Here is an 18,000-nt window from a genome sequence, read left to right on the forward strand (position 1 = left end):
ACGGGGGTTGCGGTTATGGCGGGGTACCGGCCGGCGGACTGGCATCCACTCGACCTGGACCGGGATCCGACGCCCGGTGACCCGCAACGCGTCCGTACGCTCGCCTCCCAGTTGCACGCCTTCGCCGACGACGTCTCGGACGCCCTCCGACTGGTGAAGGGCATGGCCGGTGAGGACACGCTCCTGCAATGGGCCGGGAAGTCCGCCGAAGTCTTCAAAGACCAGTTCAAGGACGTCCCGAAGAACCTGAAGAAGCTGAAGAAGTCCTACGAGCTGTGCGGGGACGCGCTGGCGGACTACTGGCCGAAGCTGGAGCGTGCGCAGGCGCTGGCGGACCGGGCGCTGGTGAAGGCGAAGGACGCGCAGTCGGATCTGTCGTCGGCCAAGTCCCGGCTGTCCTCGGCCGATTCGTGGGTGACGCGGGCCGGGAAGGAAGCCGCCAAGTACAGGGACGACCCCACCGGCGCCAAGTCGGACGGTGACAAGCCGGACGAGGCGAAGGTGCGGGCCGCGACCCGGGACGTGCGGAACGCGAAGTCCGCGCACACCGCGGCGCAGTCGGACGTCACGTCCGCGCAGAGCGCGTTGGACGCGGCGAAGAAGATGGCCGAGGACGCGCGGCGGATGCGCGACGACGCGGCGGGCGAGGCGAAACGGAAGATCGACGAGGCGTCGGACGCGGGGATCCCGAACCGGCACTGGTGGCAGGACGTGGGCCACTGGTTCGAGGACAACTGGGACACGATCGTCACGGTCTGCAAGGTCGTCGTCGCGGTCGTCGGGATCATCGCGATGATCATCGGCGGGCCGATCCTCGGCGCGATCGTGCTGGTCGCCGCCCTCGTCGTCCTCGCGGACACCCTCTACAAGTACTCCAAGGGGCAAGCCTCCCTGTGGGATGTGGCGTTCGCCGCCATGGACTGCATACCCGGCGGCAAGGGCATCACCTCCCTCGGCAAACTCGCCAAGGGCGCGCGAGGGCTCGGCAAGCTGGGTCTCAAGGGCATGGCCAAGGCCGCGCGGGGCAACATGGGCAAGCTGCGCCGCGAGGCGCAACTGATGGCCGAGCGGCGCTGCAAGAGCGACCCGGTCGACGTCGTGACGGGTGACGTGGTGGCCTCGGTCGTCGACGTGGAACTGCTCGGCGCGCTGCCCCTCGTCCTCGAACGGCATCACGTGTCCTCGTTCCGGGAGGGACAGTGGTTCGGGCCGTCCTGGAGTTCGGTACTGGACGAGCGTCTGCTGCTCGATGCCGACGGTGTCCGCCTGGTGACCGCGGACGGCATGGTGCTCCACTACCCGATACCGGAGGCCGGCCTGCCGATGCTGCCCGTCATGGGCCCGCGATGGCCGCTGGAGTGGTCCGGCGACTCGGGCGACGGGATGCGGGTGCTGGTGCCCGACACGGGCCGGATACGGCACTTCCGCGCCCTGCCGGGGCCGGTGGCCTCCGAGTTGCGCCTGGTCGCGATCAGCGACCGGGACGGCGGACGCGTCGATGTCGAGCACGACGACGAGGGTGTGCCGCGGGCGGTGTTCCGCGAGGGCGGCTACCGGCTGGGCCTGGAGACGGCCGATCGGCGTGTCACCGCGCTGCGGCTGGACAGCGACCCGGACCGACCGGTGATCGCGCGGTACCGCTACGACGAAGCAGGCGACCTCCGCGAGACCTACGGCTCCTCGCGGCGGGCGCTGAAGCTGTCGTACGACACGGAACACCGGATCGTCGCCTGGCGGGACCGCAACGGCACCGACTACCGGTACGAGTACGACGACGAGGGCCGCTGCGTCCGGACCGTCGGATCGGACGGGTTTCACAGCGGGACCTTCCGGTACGACGCGGACCGCCTTACGACGGTGCACGTCGACTCGCTGGACTGCGCCACGACCTACCGGTACGACCGGGACTTCCGGATCGTCCGGGAGACCGACGCCCTCGGCCGCACCATCACGACCGAGTGGGACGACGACCGTGTGCTGGCGGAGACGGACGCCCTGGGACGGACGACCCGCTACGCGTACGACGCGGAAGGCAACCGGCGGGCGGTGGTCCGCCCCGACGGACTGCGGACCACGGTCGAGTACAACGGTCTCCGGCTGCCGGTGCGCGTCACGGAGGCCGACGCCTCCGAGTGGTGTTTCGACTACGACGAACGGGGCCGCCTGCTCGCCGTGACCGATCCCGCGGACGCGGTCACCCGGTACGCCTATGACGGCACCGGCCGGATGGTGGCCCTGTCGGACGGGCTCGGCCGGACACGGCGCTACCGGTACGACGGCCACGGCCGTGTCGACGCCGTCACCGACGCGCTGGGAGCGACCACGCGGTTCACGTACGACACCTTCGGGCGGGTGGCCGCCACGGCCGACGCGCGCGGCGACGTCACCCGGTACGGCTGGACCCCCGAGGGCCGCATGGCCTGGCGTGTCACGCCCGGCGGCGCGGCGGAACGCTGGACGTACGACGAGGAGGGCAACGAGACCGAGCACCATGACCCGGTCGGTGGTGTCACCCGGAGCGAGTACACGCACTTCGGTGTGGTCACCGCCCGGACCGGCCCGGACGGCTCGCGTCTCCTCTTCCGGCACGACACGGAACGCCGGCTGACGGGCGTGACCGACGCGACCGGGCGGACCTGGAGCTACACGTACGACGCCGTCGGCAACATGACCGGAGAGGAGGACTTCCTCGGGCGTGCCCTCGGCTACGCGTACGACGCCGCGAACCGACTGGTCGCCCGTACCGACGCGCTGGGGCGCACCACGCACTACCGCCGGGACCTCCTCGGCAACCTGGTCGAGCAGCGCACCGCGGACGGCGTGACGACCTACGCGTACGACGGACTCGGGCGGGTGGTGCGGGCCGAGAACCCCGCGGCCCTGGTGACACTGGAGCGGGACGCCCTGGGACGGATCGTCCGCGAGACGTGCGACGGACGCGCGCTCCACAGCACCTACGACGCCCTCGGCCGCCGCGTGCGGCGGCGCACTCCGAGCGGACTGCTCAGCACCTGGGAGTACGACGCCGACAACCGGCCGGTCGCGTTGCACATGGCGGGCCGGTGCATGACGGTCGGCTACGACGAGGCCGGCCGGGAGACCGGACGCCGGCTCGGCTCGGCGGTGCTCAGCCGCCGCTGGGACGGGGACGACAGGCTGGTCGAGCAGGCCGTCAGCGGCGTTCCGGAGAGTTCGGCGCTGCTGCGCGGGCACACCTATCGCGCGGACCACCATCCGGTCGCCGTGAGCGACAGCGTCTCGGGCGACCGGCGGTTCGAACTCGACCGGGCGGGCCGGATCACCTCCGTCACCGCCGAGTCCTGGACCGAGGGCTACGCCTACGACCCGGCCGGTGACGTCACGGACGCCTCCTGGACGGGCACGACGGCACGACCGGCCGCGGCCGCGGAGACGGCGGGCGACCGTGACCACGGCCCGCTGGGCGTCCGGCGGGCCGGCCGGACCTCCTTCGAGCACGACGCGCAGGGCCGGATGGTCCGGCGCACCCTGAAGCTGCTCTCGGGCGGCTCACGTGAGTGGCGCTACGGGTGGGACGCCGAGGACCGGCTGGCCGAGGTCGTCACCCCGGACGGCCGCCGCTGGCACTACGCCTACGACGCCTTCGGCAGGCGTATCGCCAAGCGACTGCTGGCGGAGGACGGAACGGTCCTGTCGTCGACCCACTTCACGTGGGACGGCACCGAGCTGGCCGAGCGGTGCGGCGCGGACGACGGTGAGGTGTTCAGCTGGGAGTGGTCCCCGCACACCGGTGAGCCGGTCGCGCAGGCGGAGTCACGGGTCACCCCCGCCACCCCGCAGCGGGACGTCGACGCGCGGTTCTACGCCATCGTCACCGATCTCGTGGGCGCGCCGACGGAGTTGATCGACGACGAGGGCGAGACCGGCTGGCGGCTGCGCACCACGCTGTGGGGCGTGGCTCTGGCCGCGCCCGAGGGCAGGACGTCCTGCCCGCTGCGGTTCCCCGGCCAGTACCACGACGACGAGACCGGGCTGCACTACAACTACCACCGGTACTACGACCCCGCCCTGGGCAGGTACCTGAGCCCCGATCCGATCGGCCTCGGCGGCGGCCCCAACCCCGGCTGGTACGTCCCCAACCCGACGGTGTGGATCGACCCCTTCGGGCTCGCGCTGTGCCGTACGACGCCCCGCCTGGAGACCGGTGACCTCAAGAAGGGCTGGATCCACATCGAGTCCAGGCACATCACCGGCACGAACCCGTCGACCAGGCACGCCGACATGATGCCGCCCACGACGACCAGGGAGCAGGTGCACGCCGCCGCCAAGAAGGTCGTACAACGAGGCACCCGGATCTCCGACCCCGCCAAGCGCATCCAGACCTTCGAGAAGAGAATGACCGTCAACGGGCACAGCGCGCGGTACAGCGTGACCGTCGACTCGCACGACGGGAACAACATCATCACGTTCTTCCCCGTGGGCAAGAGTGCCGTCTGACAAGGAAGGAGCGGCGCTACATGGAGTTCGAGTTCTCCGTGGACGAGAACGAGGCACCCCCGCCGTCGGGATTCGACCTGGGGCACATGGACGTCCGGGGCGACCGGGGCGAGGCGACTTCACGGGACCGCACCCCGGACCAGGCGATGATGATCTATCTCTCGCTGACCCTGCTCCTGGACGGGCTGCGCCGTTTCCTGCCGGGCCGTGACCGGTCGTTCACGACGTCGGCCGTCGACTCGTCCTTCTCCCTGACGTTCCGGCGCGGAAAGGACGGTTCGGTCGAGACCCTCCACGACGGTGCGGTGATCGACCGTTCGTCCGCGGCGCGGCTCGCGAGCGCGGTGCGCGAGGGGGCCGAGCGCTTCGCGGCGCCCCGGCTTCCGCTCCTGCCCGAGGACGACGCGGGCCGGGAGGATCTGGAGAAGTCCCTTGCCGAGTTCGGCGCCTTCGTGACGCGGCTGCCCCCCGCGAACACCGGTGGGTGACGTGTTTCAGCCCGCTCCGCGGAGCACCGGGGAGTGGGGCCCCCGGGTCCTCAGAACCCGAGCCGTCGCAGTTGCTTCGGGTCCCGCTGCCAGTCCTTGGCCACCTTCACGTGCAGGTCGAGGAAGACCGGGGTGCCCAGCAGGGCCTCGATCTGCTTGCGGGACTTGATGCCGACCTCCTTCAGGCGCTTGCCCTGGGGGCCGATGACGATCCCCTTCTGGCTGGGGCGCTCGATGAACAGGTTGGCGTGGATGTCCAGGAGGGGCTTGTCGGCGGGGCGGTCCGGGCGCGGGAGCATCTCCTCGACCACGACGGCGATGGAGTGCGGGAGTTCGTCGCGGACGCCTTCGAGGGCCGCCTCGCGGATCAGCTCCGCGATCATGACCTGCTCGGGCTCGTCGGTGAGGTCGCCCTCGGGGTAGAGCGCCGGCCCCTCGGGCAGGAGCGGGACGAGGAGGTCGGCCAGCAGGTTCACCTGCTGGTCGCCGACGGCCGACACCGGCACGATCTCGGCCCACTCGAAGCCCAGCTCCTTGCCGAGCTGGTCGATGGCGATCAGCTGTTCGGCGAGGGCCTTGGAGTCGACCAGGTCGGTCTTGGTGACGACCGCGATCTTCGGCGTCTTGCGGATCCCGGCCAGTTCCTTGGCGATGAAGCGGTCGCCGGGGCCGATCTTCTCGTTCGCCGGGAGACAGAAACCGATCACGTCGACCTCGGCCCAGGTGGTGCGGACCACGTCGTTGAGCCGCTCGCCGAGCAGGGTGCGCGGCTTGTGCAGGCCCGGGGTGTCGACCAGGATCAGCTGCGCGTCCGGCCGGTGCACGATGCCGCGTACGGTGTGCCGCGTGGTCTGCGGCTGGTTCGCGGTGATCGCCACCTTCTGCCCGACCAGAGCGTTCGTGAGGGTGGACTTGCCGGCGTTGGGGCGCCCGACGAAGCAGGCGAAGCCCGCCCGGTGGACGGCCTTCGACGGTTCCGACGGCTCGGTTGACTGGCTGCGAACGCTCATGGCCCCCATTCTCCCTGATCCACGGCACCCCGCCGCACCGTCGGACCCCGGTGACCCAGTGCCACCGGCCCACCACGGAAACACACTCCGGCGGCCTGCCCGGCCGGCCTCCCGGTGCGCGCGGAGACGGCCTACGATCACAGGGTCCCGGGCCACGGCGACCCGGTCGGCGCGTCCCTCCTCCCCTCCGCCCGGAAGGCCGAGCCCCAGCCATGAAGCTCGTCACCGCGATCGTCAAGCCCCACCGCCTCGACGCCGTGAAGGCGGCACTCCAGGAGATCGGCGTGCACGGCCTGACCGTGACCGAGGCCAGCGGGTACGGCCGGCAGCGCGGTCACACCGAGGTGTACCGCGGTGCCGAGTACCGGGTCGACCTGGTCCCCAAGGTCCGGATCGAGGTCGTCGTCGAGGACGCGGACTCCGAGCCGGTGATCGAGGCGATCGTCAGGGCCGCGCGGACGGGGAAGATCGGGGACGGGAAGGTGTGGGCACTGCCGGTGGAGACGGTCGTACGGGTGCGGACCGGCGAACGCGGCCCCGACGCCCTCTGAGCGGCCACGGCAGACCCCTGCCCCGGCGGGCCCGGGCGAGCAGCGCGCCGCCGGCCAACCCGGCGGCGAAGACCACGCCCACCAGCAGCCACGGCAGGGCGAGGAACGACGCGCTCGCCGACTCCCTGGTGCCGGCCGCGCTGGCCGTCAGCGTGACGTTCCCCCAGTCGAACTGGGGCGCGCCGTGCCAGGGCGCGGTGAGCCGCACGCGCTCCCCCGGCAGCAGCTCGGAGGGGATGCCGGTGAGGTCGCGGCTGAGCAGCGTACGGCCGAACAGCCCCTCGGCCCGCAGCCGGACCGTGGGGTTCAGTGTCACGTTCCCCGTGTTGTGCAGGGTGTAGGAGACGGTCGCCGTGCTGTCGCCGAGGCCGGGCACCAGCGGCTGGTGGTGGACGAGGTGCACGTTCTCGACGGAGACGGCCGGCAGGGTGGGCCCGCTCACCCGCAGGTAGACCCGGGCGCCGACGGCCCGCTGCACGCCGAGCGCGAGGGAGCCGGCCCCCGGGTCGACGCGCTCGTCCAGCGCCACGATCGCGCCCGGATGGTCACCGGGTTCGGCGCCCTCGGGCACGCGGAGGGTGAAGGGCACCGTGACGGTCCGGTGCGGCGGCACGGTCACCCGCGCCTTCCCGGGCTTCGCCCAGGCTCCCACCCCCCGCATCCGCTCCTTCACCGTGCGGACGGCGAACCCGCCGTCCCGCGCGGTGTTGTAGGCGTCGGCCGCGTACAGCCGGAAGGTGAGCGGTGCGCCGGTCTTGTTGGCGACGGCCACCTTGTCGGTGATCGTCTGCCCGGGGTCGAGGGAGAGGTAGAAGTACGGCCGCGCGGCGATCTTCGAGGCGACCGGGTAGACGGACCAGCTGCCGTTGTCGGCGGCGCGTGCGGGGCCCGCCGTACTCAGGGGCCCGAGGACGCCGAGGAGCAGCAGACTCAGGAGGAGGACATACGGCTTGACGCGACGCATGGGTGCGGACCCCCGGTCGGAAGCGGTTCGGGTGGCGGCCGGGTCCGTCTCGCGGATCCGGCCGCCACAGGGGCGGTGGCTCAGCTGAGCGTCAGGGTCAGGACTCCGGAGTACGATCCCGGCGGCGTGAACGCCGGTACGTCCAGGGAGAGTCCGGCGCCGACGGTGAACTCACCCCCGGCGGCCGTGGCGTCCGGGGTCGACGCGAGGGTCGCTCCGGAACCGCCGACGGCGCCCGCGGAACCGGCCGCGCAGGTGCTCGGGCTGCCCGCCTTCGTGGCGCAGGACGGCGTCCAGCTCAGCTTCCCGGCGTCGATCTTGGCGCCGGGACCGGTGAAGTCGGTGACCTTGCCGGTGAGCGACCAGCCGGCCGGACCGCCACGGAAGTCCTTGACCGTGACGGTCTGCAGCGTGCCGGTGGACGCCCCGCCCTGACCGAAGTCGACCGACGACAGCGCGACGGAGTCCCCGGCCTGGGACATGGACAGGGTGCCCGCCTTGACGGTGGTCGTCAGCTTCTGACTGCCGTCCGGCACCGGAGTGGTGTCGTTGACGACGTAGGCGGCGGGACCGGCACCCGCCGTGTCGCTCCACGCGCTCCCCTCGTACGCCACGATCCCGGTCGTCGTCTTGTCGTTGACGGTGATCGGGGCGCTGAAGGAACCGTCGGAGCTCGCGGTCGCGGTGGCCGTGTCGGCGGTCTGGCTGCTCCCGGACCGGCCGGCCAGCGTGACGGCCGCGCCCGGGGTGAAGTTCCGCCCGCTGACGGTGACGCTGTCACCGGGGTTCCCGGAGGCCGAACTCAGGCTGATGGCACGGTTGTTGACCGGGGTCGTCGAGGTCGCCGTGACGGTCTGCGACACCGGGGCGGGCGGGTTGGTGACCGTGCAGGGGGTGTCCAGCTCCAGGATGTAGCTGGTGTGGATGTTGTAGTCGCCGGGCGAGAGGGTGATCTGCCCCGGCGAGGTGACGGTGAACGTGCCCGTCATGGAGAACGACGGGAAGGTCCCGTAACCGGGCACCGGATCGTTCTTCTTCGGCCCGGTGACCGTGACGTCCCCGCTCTGCGCCCCGCCCAGCGTCACCTTCCCGGTCGGCGTCATGATGTCGGCCGGCAGGGCGAGCGCGGTGGGGTTGTTGGCGGCGGGCGTGACCACGGTGTAGGTCACGGTGACCGTGTCGCCGACCTCGGGTGTGGCGTCGTCCACCGAGACGCTCGCGGTGGTGGTGCCGTCGATCGGCGGGAGGCCCGCGACGGCGGGCGGGATGCAGTGCGTGGCGAAGTCGACGTTCGTCCCGGCGGCACCGGCCGGACAGGCCAGCGCGCCCCCCGCCGTGACCGCGAGCGCGGTCGCCCCGAACAGTGAGACCAGGCGCCACCGTCGGGATCTTCGTGATCTTGGGGGTGAACCCATGGAAGCCCCCTCCTGAGGGTTGCGGGCGCAGCGGCTCCTCTGCGCCGACAGGGGGCCATTGATGTGGAGGCCGCGTGAGAAGTCAATGGAGATGCCGCAGAAAACTGACGCTCCATCAGCTTCTGCGGCATCCGGAACGAACCCGTCAGCGTGCCCGGGATCAGAAGACGAACGGGCCGGGCGACTGGGCCGCGCTGGACGTGCAGGTGACCGTGATGCCGAAGATGACCATCTTCAGCGATCCGCCGTGGAAGTCGAGGCTGTCACCGGCGGCGACGGTGCCGGGCAGCGGACCGACGGTGACGGCACTGCCGGCGGCCATGGCCGGGTTCACGGTGCCGCTGAAGACGACGTTGGCGCCGTGCGAGTTGGCCATGGTGAGCGTGGAGGCGATCGAGTTCGCCGACAGGGCGAGCGGGGTGGTGATCGCGCTGGAGGTGAGCGTGAGGGTGGCCGAGGTACCGCTCTGGGTCGCGGTGAGGGTGGCCGCGCCACCGCCGAAGATGCCGCAGGAGGCGGTGACGGTGGCGGTGGTCGGGGTGACGGCGGCGGCCGAGGGTGCGAAGGCCAGCGCCGTTGCGGCGAGGGCCCCCGCCGCGAGTGCCGCACCGGTGGTCAAGCGTTTCATGGGGATCGGGCTCCCTTCCCGTTGTGGGAATGCCATGTGGGGATGGCGGCCCCGGTCCGGGTGGATGCGGGCACACCGCGGGGCGCCGGCTCCGCCGCCCCGCCGAGAATCTGACGGACCGTCGGAACTTACGGTCCCATTGATGCGCGGGAGAAACAGACCGACAAGGTTGAAATCTGGCCGACTGTCCGCGAAACCCGGCCGAGGGGGGGTGGTGACGGCGGTGGCGGGGTGCGGCCGAGTGGGGGCTGGTCGCGCAGTTCCTCCCCCAGCCTTCGGCCGGGGGGACCCCCAGCGCCCCTTTTCAGGGGCGTCGGCCGTAGCGCCCCTTTCAGGGGCGCGGGGAACTGCGCGAGCAACCACGACGGCGCGGCAGGTGCCCTCGGACCCCGCCCCCCCAGTCAAACGTCCCCGCCCCTTCCCCCGACGGAGTCAAAGAGGTCCTCGCTTCTCGACGGAGCGAGTCGGGTGGGTGGGAGGGCGAGGCTAGGCGGAGACAGTCAGCCGAACTTCTCCGTCCGGCCCCGCCAGCAGCACCCGCGTCCCCGCCCCACCAAGATCCCGCACCGCGGCCAGGTCCTCCGCCGCAACCCCCTCGGCTCCCGAGACCACCGCCGCCGCCTCCAGCGACTCCGCTCCCGACGCCACCGCCATCGCCACCGCCGTCCGCAGCGCGCTCAGCTTCAGCGAGGCCAGTTCCACCGTCCCCGCCACATACGTCCGCCCGGTCGAGTCTCGTACGGCCGCACCCTCGGCCACCCCGTTGCGGGCCCGAGCCGAACGGGCCAGGGTGACGATCTTGCGGTCCTCGGGATCAAGCCCACTGCTCTCGGTCATGCCCCGAGCATACGAACAACTTGACTCGGTCAGACACCCCGGCCACCCGCACCGCCCGGCCCCGTCACGGCCGGTCCAGCCGCAGGCGCTCCGCCCTCGGCAGACCGGCGACGACGAGGTCGTACGAGTCCTCGATCAGCTCCTTCACGAGCCGTTCGGGAAGGCCGCCGTCCACGGTCACGGTGTTCCAGTGCCGCTTGTTCATGTGGTAGCCGGGCGCGACAAGCCCCTCGTGCTCCTCGCGGAGCCGCACCGCGTCCTCGGGGTCGCACTTGAGGTTGACCTTGAGCGGCTTCGCGTCGATCCAGCTCAGCGCGAACATCTTGCCGAGCACCTTGAAGACCGAGACGTCCGGGCTGAAGGGGAAGTCCTCCTCGGCCTCGTTGAAGGAGAGGCAGAACGCGCGGAGCCGCTCCGGGGTCACGTCGGTTCGTCCTCCGGGTCGTCGGGCACCGGCACCGGCTCCACCAGCACCGTCACGATCTTGTTGCGCCGGCCGGCCGCCGACTCCGCGGTGAGGGCCAGACTGCGGCCGTCGGGGAGTTCGACCTGGGCGGAGGCACCCGCGATCGGCACCCTGCCGAGGGCCTTCGCGAGCAGGCCGCCCACGGTCTCCACGTCCTCGTCGTCGTACTCCTCGAGGCCGTACAGCTCGCCGAGGTCGGTGATGTCGAGGCGGGCGGTGACCCGGTAGCGGTCGTCGCCGAGGTCGGTGACGGGCGGGAGTTCACGGTCGTACTCGTCGGTGATCTCGCCGACGATCTCCTCCAGGATGTCCTCGATGGTGACGATCCCGGCCGTGCCGCCGTACTCGTCGATGACGACGGCGACGTGGTTGCGTTCCTTCTGCATCTCGCGCAGCAGGTCGCCGGCGTTCTTGGTGTCGGGTACGAAGAACGCGGGCCGCATGGCCGTGGAGACCAGGTCGGACTCGGCGTCGCGGCTGATGTGCGTCTTGCGGACCAGGTCCTTCAGGTACACGATCCCGACGATGTCGTCCTCGCTCTCCCCGGTGACGGGGATCCGGGAGAAGCCGGAGCGGAGCGCGAGGGTGAGGGCCTGGCGGATCGTCTTGTACCGCTCGATGACGACGAGGTCGGTGCGCGGGACCATCACCTCCCGCACCAGGGTGTCGCCGAGTTCGAAGACCGAGTGCACCATCCGGCGCTCCTCGTCCTCGATCAGCGACTCCTTCTCGGCGAGGTCGACCAGGGCGCGCAGTTCGGCCTCGGAGGCGAACGGACCGCGCCGGAAGCCCTTGCCGGGGGTGAGCGCGTTGCCGATGAGGATGAGGAGATAGGGGATCGGGCCCATGACGCGGGCCAGCGGCAGCAGCACGTACGCGGCGGCCGTGGCCGTGTTCAGCGGGTGCTGCCGGCCGATGGTGCGCGGCGAGACCCCGACGGCGACGTACGACACGAGCACCATCACGCCGATCGCGGCGAGCAGCGCCTCCCAGGTGGCCGGGATCTCCTGGAGGCACTCGTAGGTGACCAGGGCCGCGGCCGCCATCTCGCAGGCCACGCGGACCAGCAGCGCCACGTTGAGATAGCGGGTGGGGTCGGCGGCGATCTGGGCGAGCTTGGCGCTGCCGCGCCGCCCGGACTTCACGGCCTCCTCGGCGCGGAAGCTGGAGACGCGGGCGATGCCGGCCTCGGCGCAGGCGGCCAGCCACGCGACGACGACCAGGGCGATCGCTCCGGCGACGATCTGCGGACTCATACGAGGACTACCGCCCCGCTACGAGACCGTCGGCGCCGGCGAGGGGCCGGTCAGGCCCTTCTCCCCGCGCCAGCCGTCCACGATGGCCGCCTGCAGGCCGAACATCTCGGCCTTCTCGTCGGGCTCCTCGTGGTCGTAGCCGAGCAGGTGCAGCACTCCGTGGACGGTGAGCAGCTGGAGCTCCTCGTCCATGGAGTGCTGGGTGTCGGCCTCGGCGCCCTGCTTGGCGGCGACCTCCGGGCAGAGCACGATGTCGCCGAGCAGCCCCTGCGGCGGCTCGTCCTCGTCCTTCGACGGCGGCCGCAGCTCGTCCATCGGGAAGGACATGACATCGGTCGGCCCTGGCAGGTCCATCCACTGGATGTGCAGCTGCTCCATGGCGTCGGCGTCCACGACGATCACCGAGAGCTCGGAGAGCGGGTGGATGCGCATCCGCGCGAGGGCGTAGCGGGCGATGTCGAGGATCGCCTGCTCGTCGACCTCGGTTCCGGACTCGTTGTTGACGTCGATCGACATGGCGCGGTGCTTGTCTACTTCCCCTTGTGCCCGGACTTCGAGCGGCCGCCCTGGTGCGAGCCGTTCTCCGTGCCGTGCTTGCTGTCGTACTTCTCGTACGCGTCGACGATACGGCCCACCAGCTTGTGCCGTACGACATCGTGGGACGTCAGCCGGGAGAAGTGCACGTCGTCCACGCCGTCCAGGATGTCCTGCACCTGGCGCAGACCCGACTTGGTGCCGTTGGGCAGGTCGACCTGCGTCACGTCACCGGTGATCACGATCTTCGACTCGAAGCCGAGCCGGGTCAGGAACATCTTCATCTGCTCGGGCGAGGTGTTCTGGGCCTCGTCGAGAATGATGAAGGCGTCGTTGAGGGTGCGGCCGCGCATGTAGGCCAGCGGCGCCACCTCGATCGTCCCGGCCGCCATCAGGCGCGGGATCGAGTCCGGGTCGAGCATGTCGTGCAGCGCGTCGTACAGCGGCCGCAGGTACGGGTCGATCTTCTCGTAGAGCGTGCCCGGCAGGAAGCCGAGCCGCTCGCCCGCCTCGACCGCGGGCCGGGTCAGGATGATGCGGTTGACCTGCTTGGACTGCAGGGCCTGCACCGCCTTGGCCATGGCGAGGTAGGTCTTGCCGGTACCGGCGGGGCCGATGCCGAAGACGATCGTGTGCTTGTCGATCGCGTCGACGTACCGCTTCTGGTTGAGGGTCTTGGGGCGGATGGTCCGGCCGCGCGAGGACAGGATGTTCTGCGTCAGAACCTGGGCCGGGGTCTCCTCCGGGCCCTCCCCGTTCTCGCTCGCCCGCAGCATGGCGATCGAGCGTTCCACTGCGTCCTCCGTCATCGGCTGCCCGGTGCGGAGCACCAGCATCATCTCGTCGAACAGACGCTGGACGAGGGCGACTTCGCGCGCCTCGCCGACCGCGCTGATCTCATTGCCCCGGACGTGGATGTCGGCCGCCGGGAAGGCCTTCTCGATCACGCGCAGCAGGGCGTCGCCGGATCCCAGCACGCTGACCATCGGATGCTGGGCGGGAACCTCGAACTGAGCTCGGGCCTGCTGCTGCGCGGGAGTGTGAGCTGTGGGTGTCTGAGTCATGGGCCGGCGCTGAAGGCCTGCGGTTCCTCCTCTTAACGGCCGCGTAGCTGAGGGCGGCCTCGCGATACCAAGCGTACGACGCCTGGGTGACAACGCCGTAGGACTTTTCACAGCGGAAGGCGCCCCCGTTGCAGCCGTGAGCCCTGCATGCGCTCCGGTGCGCCGGGGCAGAATCCGGGCCGTCACTGCCACGCGTGGCCGGGGGGCCGCGTCCGCTCCGCGCCACCTGTCCGTCCAGAGAGCAGGTAGCCGTGCGCTTGCGTCTGCCCACGTCGGTGTCCGAGGCCCGCCAGTGCCTGTCCGAGGGGGCGATACCCGTCGGCGGCGCCACCCTCGTCTGGGCCGTGTGGCAGCGGGACGGCTTCCCGGAACAGGCGGTGTCGCTGCGGAAGGTGCCGGAGGCCACCGCGATAGGGGACGGCGTGCTGGGGGGCGCGGTGCTCCTGCACCAGGTGGACGACCGGGTTCCGGAGGTGCTGCGGACAGCGGCGAAGGGGGTCGGGACGGGCTCGGTGCGCAGGACGGCGACGGTGGGCGGGAACATCGCCGGGTCGACCCTGCGGGACCTGCTGCCGGCGGCGATCGTGCTGGACGCGTGGGCCGAGGTGCTCACCGCGGACGGGGTGGACGAGGTGGACCTGTCCGAGCTGGAGGCCAAGGCGCCGGTGCTGCTGGCACTGCGCTGGCGGGAGCCGGTGCGGGGCGCGTACGCGAAGGTCGCGGACCCGGCGGGCGGCGAGGTGCCGACGATCGCGGCGGCGGCGGTGGACCCGGAGGGTGTGCTGCGGGTCGCGGTACGGGAGAGGTACGAGCTGAGCCGCGGGAGTGTGGGCGCCGAGGGGGGCGGGGTGGAGGAACTGTTCGCCGGGCCGCTGGCCGGGGTGTCGGAGGCCGGACGGGCGCTCGTGCGGTCGCAGGTCTCCCAGGTGCTCGGAGGGTAGTCCCGGAGCCGGCGCCCGCTGGTCGGCCGCGGGCCGTTCGCGCAGTTCCCCGCGCCCCTTTCAGGGGCGTCGGCCGTAGCGCCCCTTCAGGGGCGCGGGGAACTGCGCGAACAACCACGACGGCGCCGCACCCGCCCACAACCCCAGGCATCCCGCACCCGGCACCCGGCACCCGCACGGCTGTCACGTCGAGCGGCCGAATCCGATCGTCGGCACCGCTCTCCGCAGCGGCCACGGCCGCACCCGGTCCTCCTGCGGCACCACGCCGTCCAGGAACGCGTACCGCGCCAGTGCCGCCGGGTCCTGGCCGTCCACCGACTGGACCCTGCGCCACCAGGCCCCGATCTCCGACCAGCCCGGCGCGGACAGCGAGCCGCCGAACTCCTGGACGGAGAGGGCGGCGGTCAGGCCCGCGAAGGCGAGGCGGTCGGCCAGCGGCCAGTCGGCGAGCGTGCCGGTGACGAACCCGGCGACGAAGACGTCGCCCGCGCCGGTCGGGTCGAGGGCCTCCACGGCGATCGCCGGGACCTCCGCGGACTCCCCGGTCCGCCCGTCGACCGCGTAGGCGCCCTCCGCTCCGAGGGTGACGACGGCGAGGGGCACGTACTCGGTGAGGGCGTGCGCCGCGGCCCGCGGGCAGTCGGCGCCGGTGTACCGGCGGGCCTCCTCCGCGTTCGGCAGGAACGCCTCGCAGTGTTCGAGATCGGCGAGGCCGGCCAGGTCCCAGGCGCCGGTGTCGTCCCAGCCGACGTCGGCGAAGATCCGGGTGCCCTCGGCGGCGGCCCTGGCGATCCAGGGGTTGCGGGTGCCGGGCGTGAGGGAGGCCACGGCGGCCCGTGCGTGCGCCGGGTGGCCGGGGGCGTTCTGCTGCCGGAACAGCGTGTCGGCGGGTGGCTCGTGGCCGTGCGAGACCATGGTCCGCTCGCCCTCGTACGCCATGGACACGGTGACCGGCGAGTGCCAGCCGCGCACGGTCCGCGACGGCGAGAGGTCGATGCCCTCCCCCTGTTCGAGGGCGTCCCAGCAGTACTCGCCGTAGTGGTCGTCGCCGAAGGCCGCCGCGAGGGAGGTCCTCAGGCCGAGCCGGGCCAGGGCGGTGGCCATGTTGGCGATGCCGCCGGGGCTGGATCCCATGCCCCGGGCCCAGGACTCGGTGCCGCGCACGGGGGCGGAGTGCAGGCCGGTGAAGACGATGTCGAGGAAGACCGTGCCGGTGAGGTAGACGTCCCAGGGCGGGTCCTCGGGCGTGCGCAGGCCGGCCAGCGGGTCGACCTGCGCGTCGTCCTGCGGTCTCGTTGCTCCTCTGTCGTCGTCGAGGTACTCCGGTTCCTCTCCGGCGAACGCGTTGGACGCGGTCACGGTGCGCTCCCTGGACGTGGTGCGGATCCGGCCAGTCTGCACCATGCGCGGCGGCGGCGAAGGGTCTCGTCGCGCGGGCTCAGCGGCGGCGGGCCGCCGGGGGCGCCGGGCGGACGCCGGTGGCCGTGGGGTTCACGGGGCCGCGCCCACGAGGCCGAGTCCGGTGGCCAGCAGGTCCCGGAGGACGGCGAGGTGGGCGGGGCCGGGGTCGGTGAGCGGGGCGCGCACGGGGCCGACCGGCCGGCCGCGGAGCCGGGCCGCCGCCTTCACCAGCGACACCGCGTATCCGGGTGCCTGGTCGCGCAGTTCGACGAACGGGACGTAGAAGTCGCGCAGCAGCTTGTCGACCGTGCCGTGGTCCCCGGCGCCGAGGGCGGCGAAGAAGGCGTCGGCGATCTCGGGCGCGAAGGCGTGCACGGCGGAGGAGTAGGCGGGGACGCCGACGGTGGCGTAGGCGCGGGCCTGGATCTCGGCGGTGGCGGCGCCGTTGAAGAGCAGGAAGCCCTCGGGGGCGGCGAGGGTGAGGCGCTGGAGCCGGTCCAGGTCGCTGTGCCCGTCCTTGAGCCCGATGACGCCGGGGATGCGGGCGATGCGCCTGAGCGAGTCGGCCGTGTAGGCGACCTGTCCCCGCTGGTAGGCGATGAGCGGGAGGGACGTCCGGGCCGCGATCCGCTCCAGCTGTGCGACCAGGCCGTCCTGCGGGGCGGCGACGAGGTAGTGCGGCAGGACGAGCAGGGCGTCGGCGCCCGCCTCCTCGGCGACGCGCGCGAACCGCGCGGCCTGGGCCCAGCCGTACCCGACTCCGGCGACGACGGGCACCCGGCCGCCGGCCTCCTCGACGGCGACGGTGACGACCTGCCGGTACTCGTCCTCGTCCAGCGAGAAGAACTCGCCCGTCCCGCAGGCCGGGAAGAGGGCACCGGGCCCGGCGGCCAGCTGCCCGCCGACGTACTCCCGGAATCCGTCCGGGTCCAGGGATCCGTCGGCGTGGAAGGAGGTGAGCGGGAACGACAGCACCCCGCCCGCCATCCCGTCCCGCAGCCTGCGCACCACGCCCTCCGGCTGTCCGGTCACCGCGATTCATCTCCCTATGTAGACGTCATCCACGTACAAGAATAGAGACTAGATACGCGAACACCCGGGGTCAACGACGCGTCCGGCCCCGGCCCCTTACGATCTGCTCATGTCCGAGACAGCAGGCGTGCGCGAGGTGAAGTCCGCGGCCCGCACGGTGGAGCTGCTGGAGCTGCTGGCGGCCCGCGGCGACCGGCCGGCCCGCCTCCAGGAACTCGCGGACGAACTCGGCGTCCCGCGCAGCTCGATGTACGCGCTGCTGCAGACCCTGATCGCCCGCGGCTGGGTCCGCACCGACACCACCGGCTCCCTCTACGGCGTCGGCATCCGCAGCCTGCTCACCGGCACCAGCTACCTGGACTCCGACCCGCGGGTCCGCCTCGTACGCCCCTACCTGGACGAGGCGTCCCAGGAGCTGGGCGAGACCGTCCACCTGGGCCGCCTGGACGGCCCGAACGTGGCCTACCTGGCGACCCGGGAGTCCCACGAGTACCTGCGCACGATCAGCAGGGTGGGGCGCAGGCTGCCGGCCCACGCGGGCGCGCTGGGCAAGGCGCTCCTCGCGGAGCGCCCCGCCGGGAGCCTCCCCGAGGGCCCCTACGAGGACCTGACCCCCCGCACGCACACCACACGGGACGCGCTGGCCGCCGACCTCGCCGGGGTCCTGGCCCGCGGCTACGCGGTCGACCGCGAGGAAAGCGTCACCGGCATCGTCGGCTTCGGCTTCGCCCTGCGCTACGACAGCCCGGCCCTGGACGCGATCAGCTGCTCGGTACCGGTGACCCGCCTGACCCCGGAGCACGAGGCGGAGATCGTGACGGTGATGAGGGAGACCCGCTCCCGGATCGAGTCGGCCACACCGCCCGGCGGCACGGCCAACTGGCGCTGACCGCCCGGCCTTTCCGCGCGGTCCTCGCGCACGCGGCACCCGGCCGCC

General features: G+C 72.0%; 16 protein-coding genes. 5 read left to right on the forward strand and 11 right to left on the reverse strand.

From position 1 onward, the window contains the following. The first annotated feature begins 15 nt into the window (after positions 1-15). Both ACFY3I_RS35390 and ACFY3I_RS35395 read left to right on the forward strand, forming a co-directional pair. Positions 16-4,476 carry an RHS repeat-associated core domain-containing protein gene (locus ACFY3I_RS35390; protein WP_390865083.1) on the forward strand — a complete coding sequence of 1,487 codons (4,461 nt, stop codon included), beginning with the start codon at positions 16-18 and terminating at the stop codon, positions 4,474-4,476. Between the two features lie 20 nt (positions 4,477-4,496). Then, positions 4,497-4,964, forward strand: a complete 468-nt coding sequence (locus ACFY3I_RS35395) for a hypothetical protein (protein ID WP_390865084.1) — start codon at positions 4,497-4,499, stop codon at positions 4,962-4,964. Positions 4,965-5,014: 50 nt separating this feature from the next. On the opposite strand, the gene era is transcribed toward ACFY3I_RS35395, so the two are convergent. Continuing rightward, on the reverse strand, positions 5,015-5,983 hold the full coding sequence (era, locus tag ACFY3I_RS35400) for a GTPase Era (RefSeq protein WP_365288811.1): 969 nt from the start codon (positions 5,981-5,983) through the stop codon (positions 5,015-5,017). A 203-nt stretch (positions 5,984-6,186) separates the two neighbouring features. Between era and ACFY3I_RS35405 the strand changes: the two genes are divergently transcribed. After that, on the forward strand, positions 6,187-6,525 hold the full coding sequence (locus tag ACFY3I_RS35405; protein ID WP_390865085.1) for a P-II family nitrogen regulator: 339 nt from the start codon (positions 6,187-6,189) through the stop codon (positions 6,523-6,525). Here ACFY3I_RS35405 and ACFY3I_RS35410 read toward each other — a convergent pair. The 8 genes from ACFY3I_RS35410 to ACFY3I_RS35445 all read right to left on the reverse strand — a co-directional run bounded on the left by ACFY3I_RS35410 (position 6,419) and on the right by ACFY3I_RS35445 (position 13,689). Continuing rightward, positions 6,419-7,489 (reverse strand): WxL protein peptidoglycan domain-containing protein, encoded by a 1,071-nt coding sequence (locus ACFY3I_RS35410; RefSeq protein ID WP_390865086.1) that lies wholly within the window; start codon positions 7,487-7,489, stop codon positions 6,419-6,421. The genes ACFY3I_RS35405 and ACFY3I_RS35410 overlap by 107 nt on opposite strands. Positions 7,490-7,569: 80 nt before the next feature. Further along, the gene (locus ACFY3I_RS35415) at positions 7,570-8,904 is read right to left on the reverse strand and encodes a beta-xylosidase (protein ID WP_390865088.1); all 1,335 of its coding nucleotides are present in this window, start codon (positions 8,902-8,904) and stop codon (positions 7,570-7,572) included. A gap of 160 nt (positions 8,905-9,064) precedes the next feature. Next, positions 9,065-9,532, reverse strand: a complete 468-nt coding sequence (locus ACFY3I_RS35420; protein ID WP_390865089.1) for a hypothetical protein — start codon at positions 9,530-9,532, stop codon at positions 9,065-9,067. 486 nt (positions 9,533-10,018) lie between these two features. Beyond that, the gene (locus tag ACFY3I_RS35425) at positions 10,019-10,369 is read right to left on the reverse strand and encodes a cytidine deaminase (RefSeq protein ID WP_390865090.1); all 351 of its coding nucleotides are present in this window, start codon (positions 10,367-10,369) and stop codon (positions 10,019-10,021) included. A gap of 64 nt (positions 10,370-10,433) precedes the next feature. Further along, positions 10,434-10,793, reverse strand: coding sequence for an MmcQ/YjbR family DNA-binding protein (locus ACFY3I_RS35430; RefSeq protein ID WP_390865091.1), 360 nt, complete (start codon positions 10,791-10,793; stop codon positions 10,434-10,436). Next, positions 10,790-12,091, reverse strand: a complete 1,302-nt coding sequence (locus ACFY3I_RS35435) for a hemolysin family protein (RefSeq protein WP_390865092.1) — start codon at positions 12,089-12,091, stop codon at positions 10,790-10,792. Before ACFY3I_RS35435 ends, ACFY3I_RS35430 begins: the two co-directional genes overlap by 4 nt. Before the next feature lie 18 nt (positions 12,092-12,109). After that, positions 12,110-12,607 (reverse strand): rRNA maturation RNase YbeY, encoded by a 498-nt coding sequence (ybeY, locus tag ACFY3I_RS35440; protein WP_351691360.1) that lies wholly within the window; start codon positions 12,605-12,607, stop codon positions 12,110-12,112. 14 nt (positions 12,608-12,621) lie between these two features. Then, positions 12,622-13,689 (reverse strand): PhoH family protein, encoded by a 1,068-nt coding sequence (locus ACFY3I_RS35445; protein ID WP_365288818.1) that lies wholly within the window; start codon positions 13,687-13,689, stop codon positions 12,622-12,624. A gap of 251 nt (positions 13,690-13,940) precedes the next feature. On the opposite strand from ACFY3I_RS35445, the gene ACFY3I_RS35450 reads away from it, so the two are divergent. Continuing rightward, entirely contained in the window at positions 13,941-14,630 is a 690-nt protein-coding gene (locus ACFY3I_RS35450) for an FAD binding domain-containing protein (RefSeq protein WP_390865093.1), read from the forward strand. Positions 14,631-14,813: 183 nt separating this feature from the next. Here the strand turns inward: ACFY3I_RS35450 and ACFY3I_RS35455 are convergent, their stop codons facing one another. Together ACFY3I_RS35455 and ACFY3I_RS35460 are read right to left on the reverse strand one after the other, a co-directional pair. Further along, on the reverse strand, positions 14,814-15,989 hold the full coding sequence (locus ACFY3I_RS35455; protein WP_365288820.1) for a PfkB family carbohydrate kinase: 1,176 nt from the start codon (positions 15,987-15,989) through the stop codon (positions 14,814-14,816). A gap of 132 nt (positions 15,990-16,121) precedes the next feature. Next, a complete protein-coding gene (locus ACFY3I_RS35460) occupies positions 16,122-17,018 on the reverse strand; it encodes a 5-dehydro-4-deoxyglucarate dehydratase (protein ID WP_390865161.1) in 897 nt (298 codons plus the stop codon). 154 nt (positions 17,019-17,172) lie between these two features. Between ACFY3I_RS35460 and ACFY3I_RS35465 the strand changes: the two genes are divergently transcribed. Further along, positions 17,173-17,952, forward strand: coding sequence for an IclR family transcriptional regulator (locus ACFY3I_RS35465; RefSeq protein WP_390865094.1), 780 nt, complete (start codon positions 17,173-17,175; stop codon positions 17,950-17,952). Positions 17,953-18,000: the final 48 nt, after the last annotated feature.

The sequence above is a fragment of the Streptomyces sp. NPDC001068 genome, assembly GCF_042897315.1.
GTDB lineage: Bacteria > Actinomycetota > Actinomycetes > Streptomycetales > Streptomycetaceae > Streptomyces.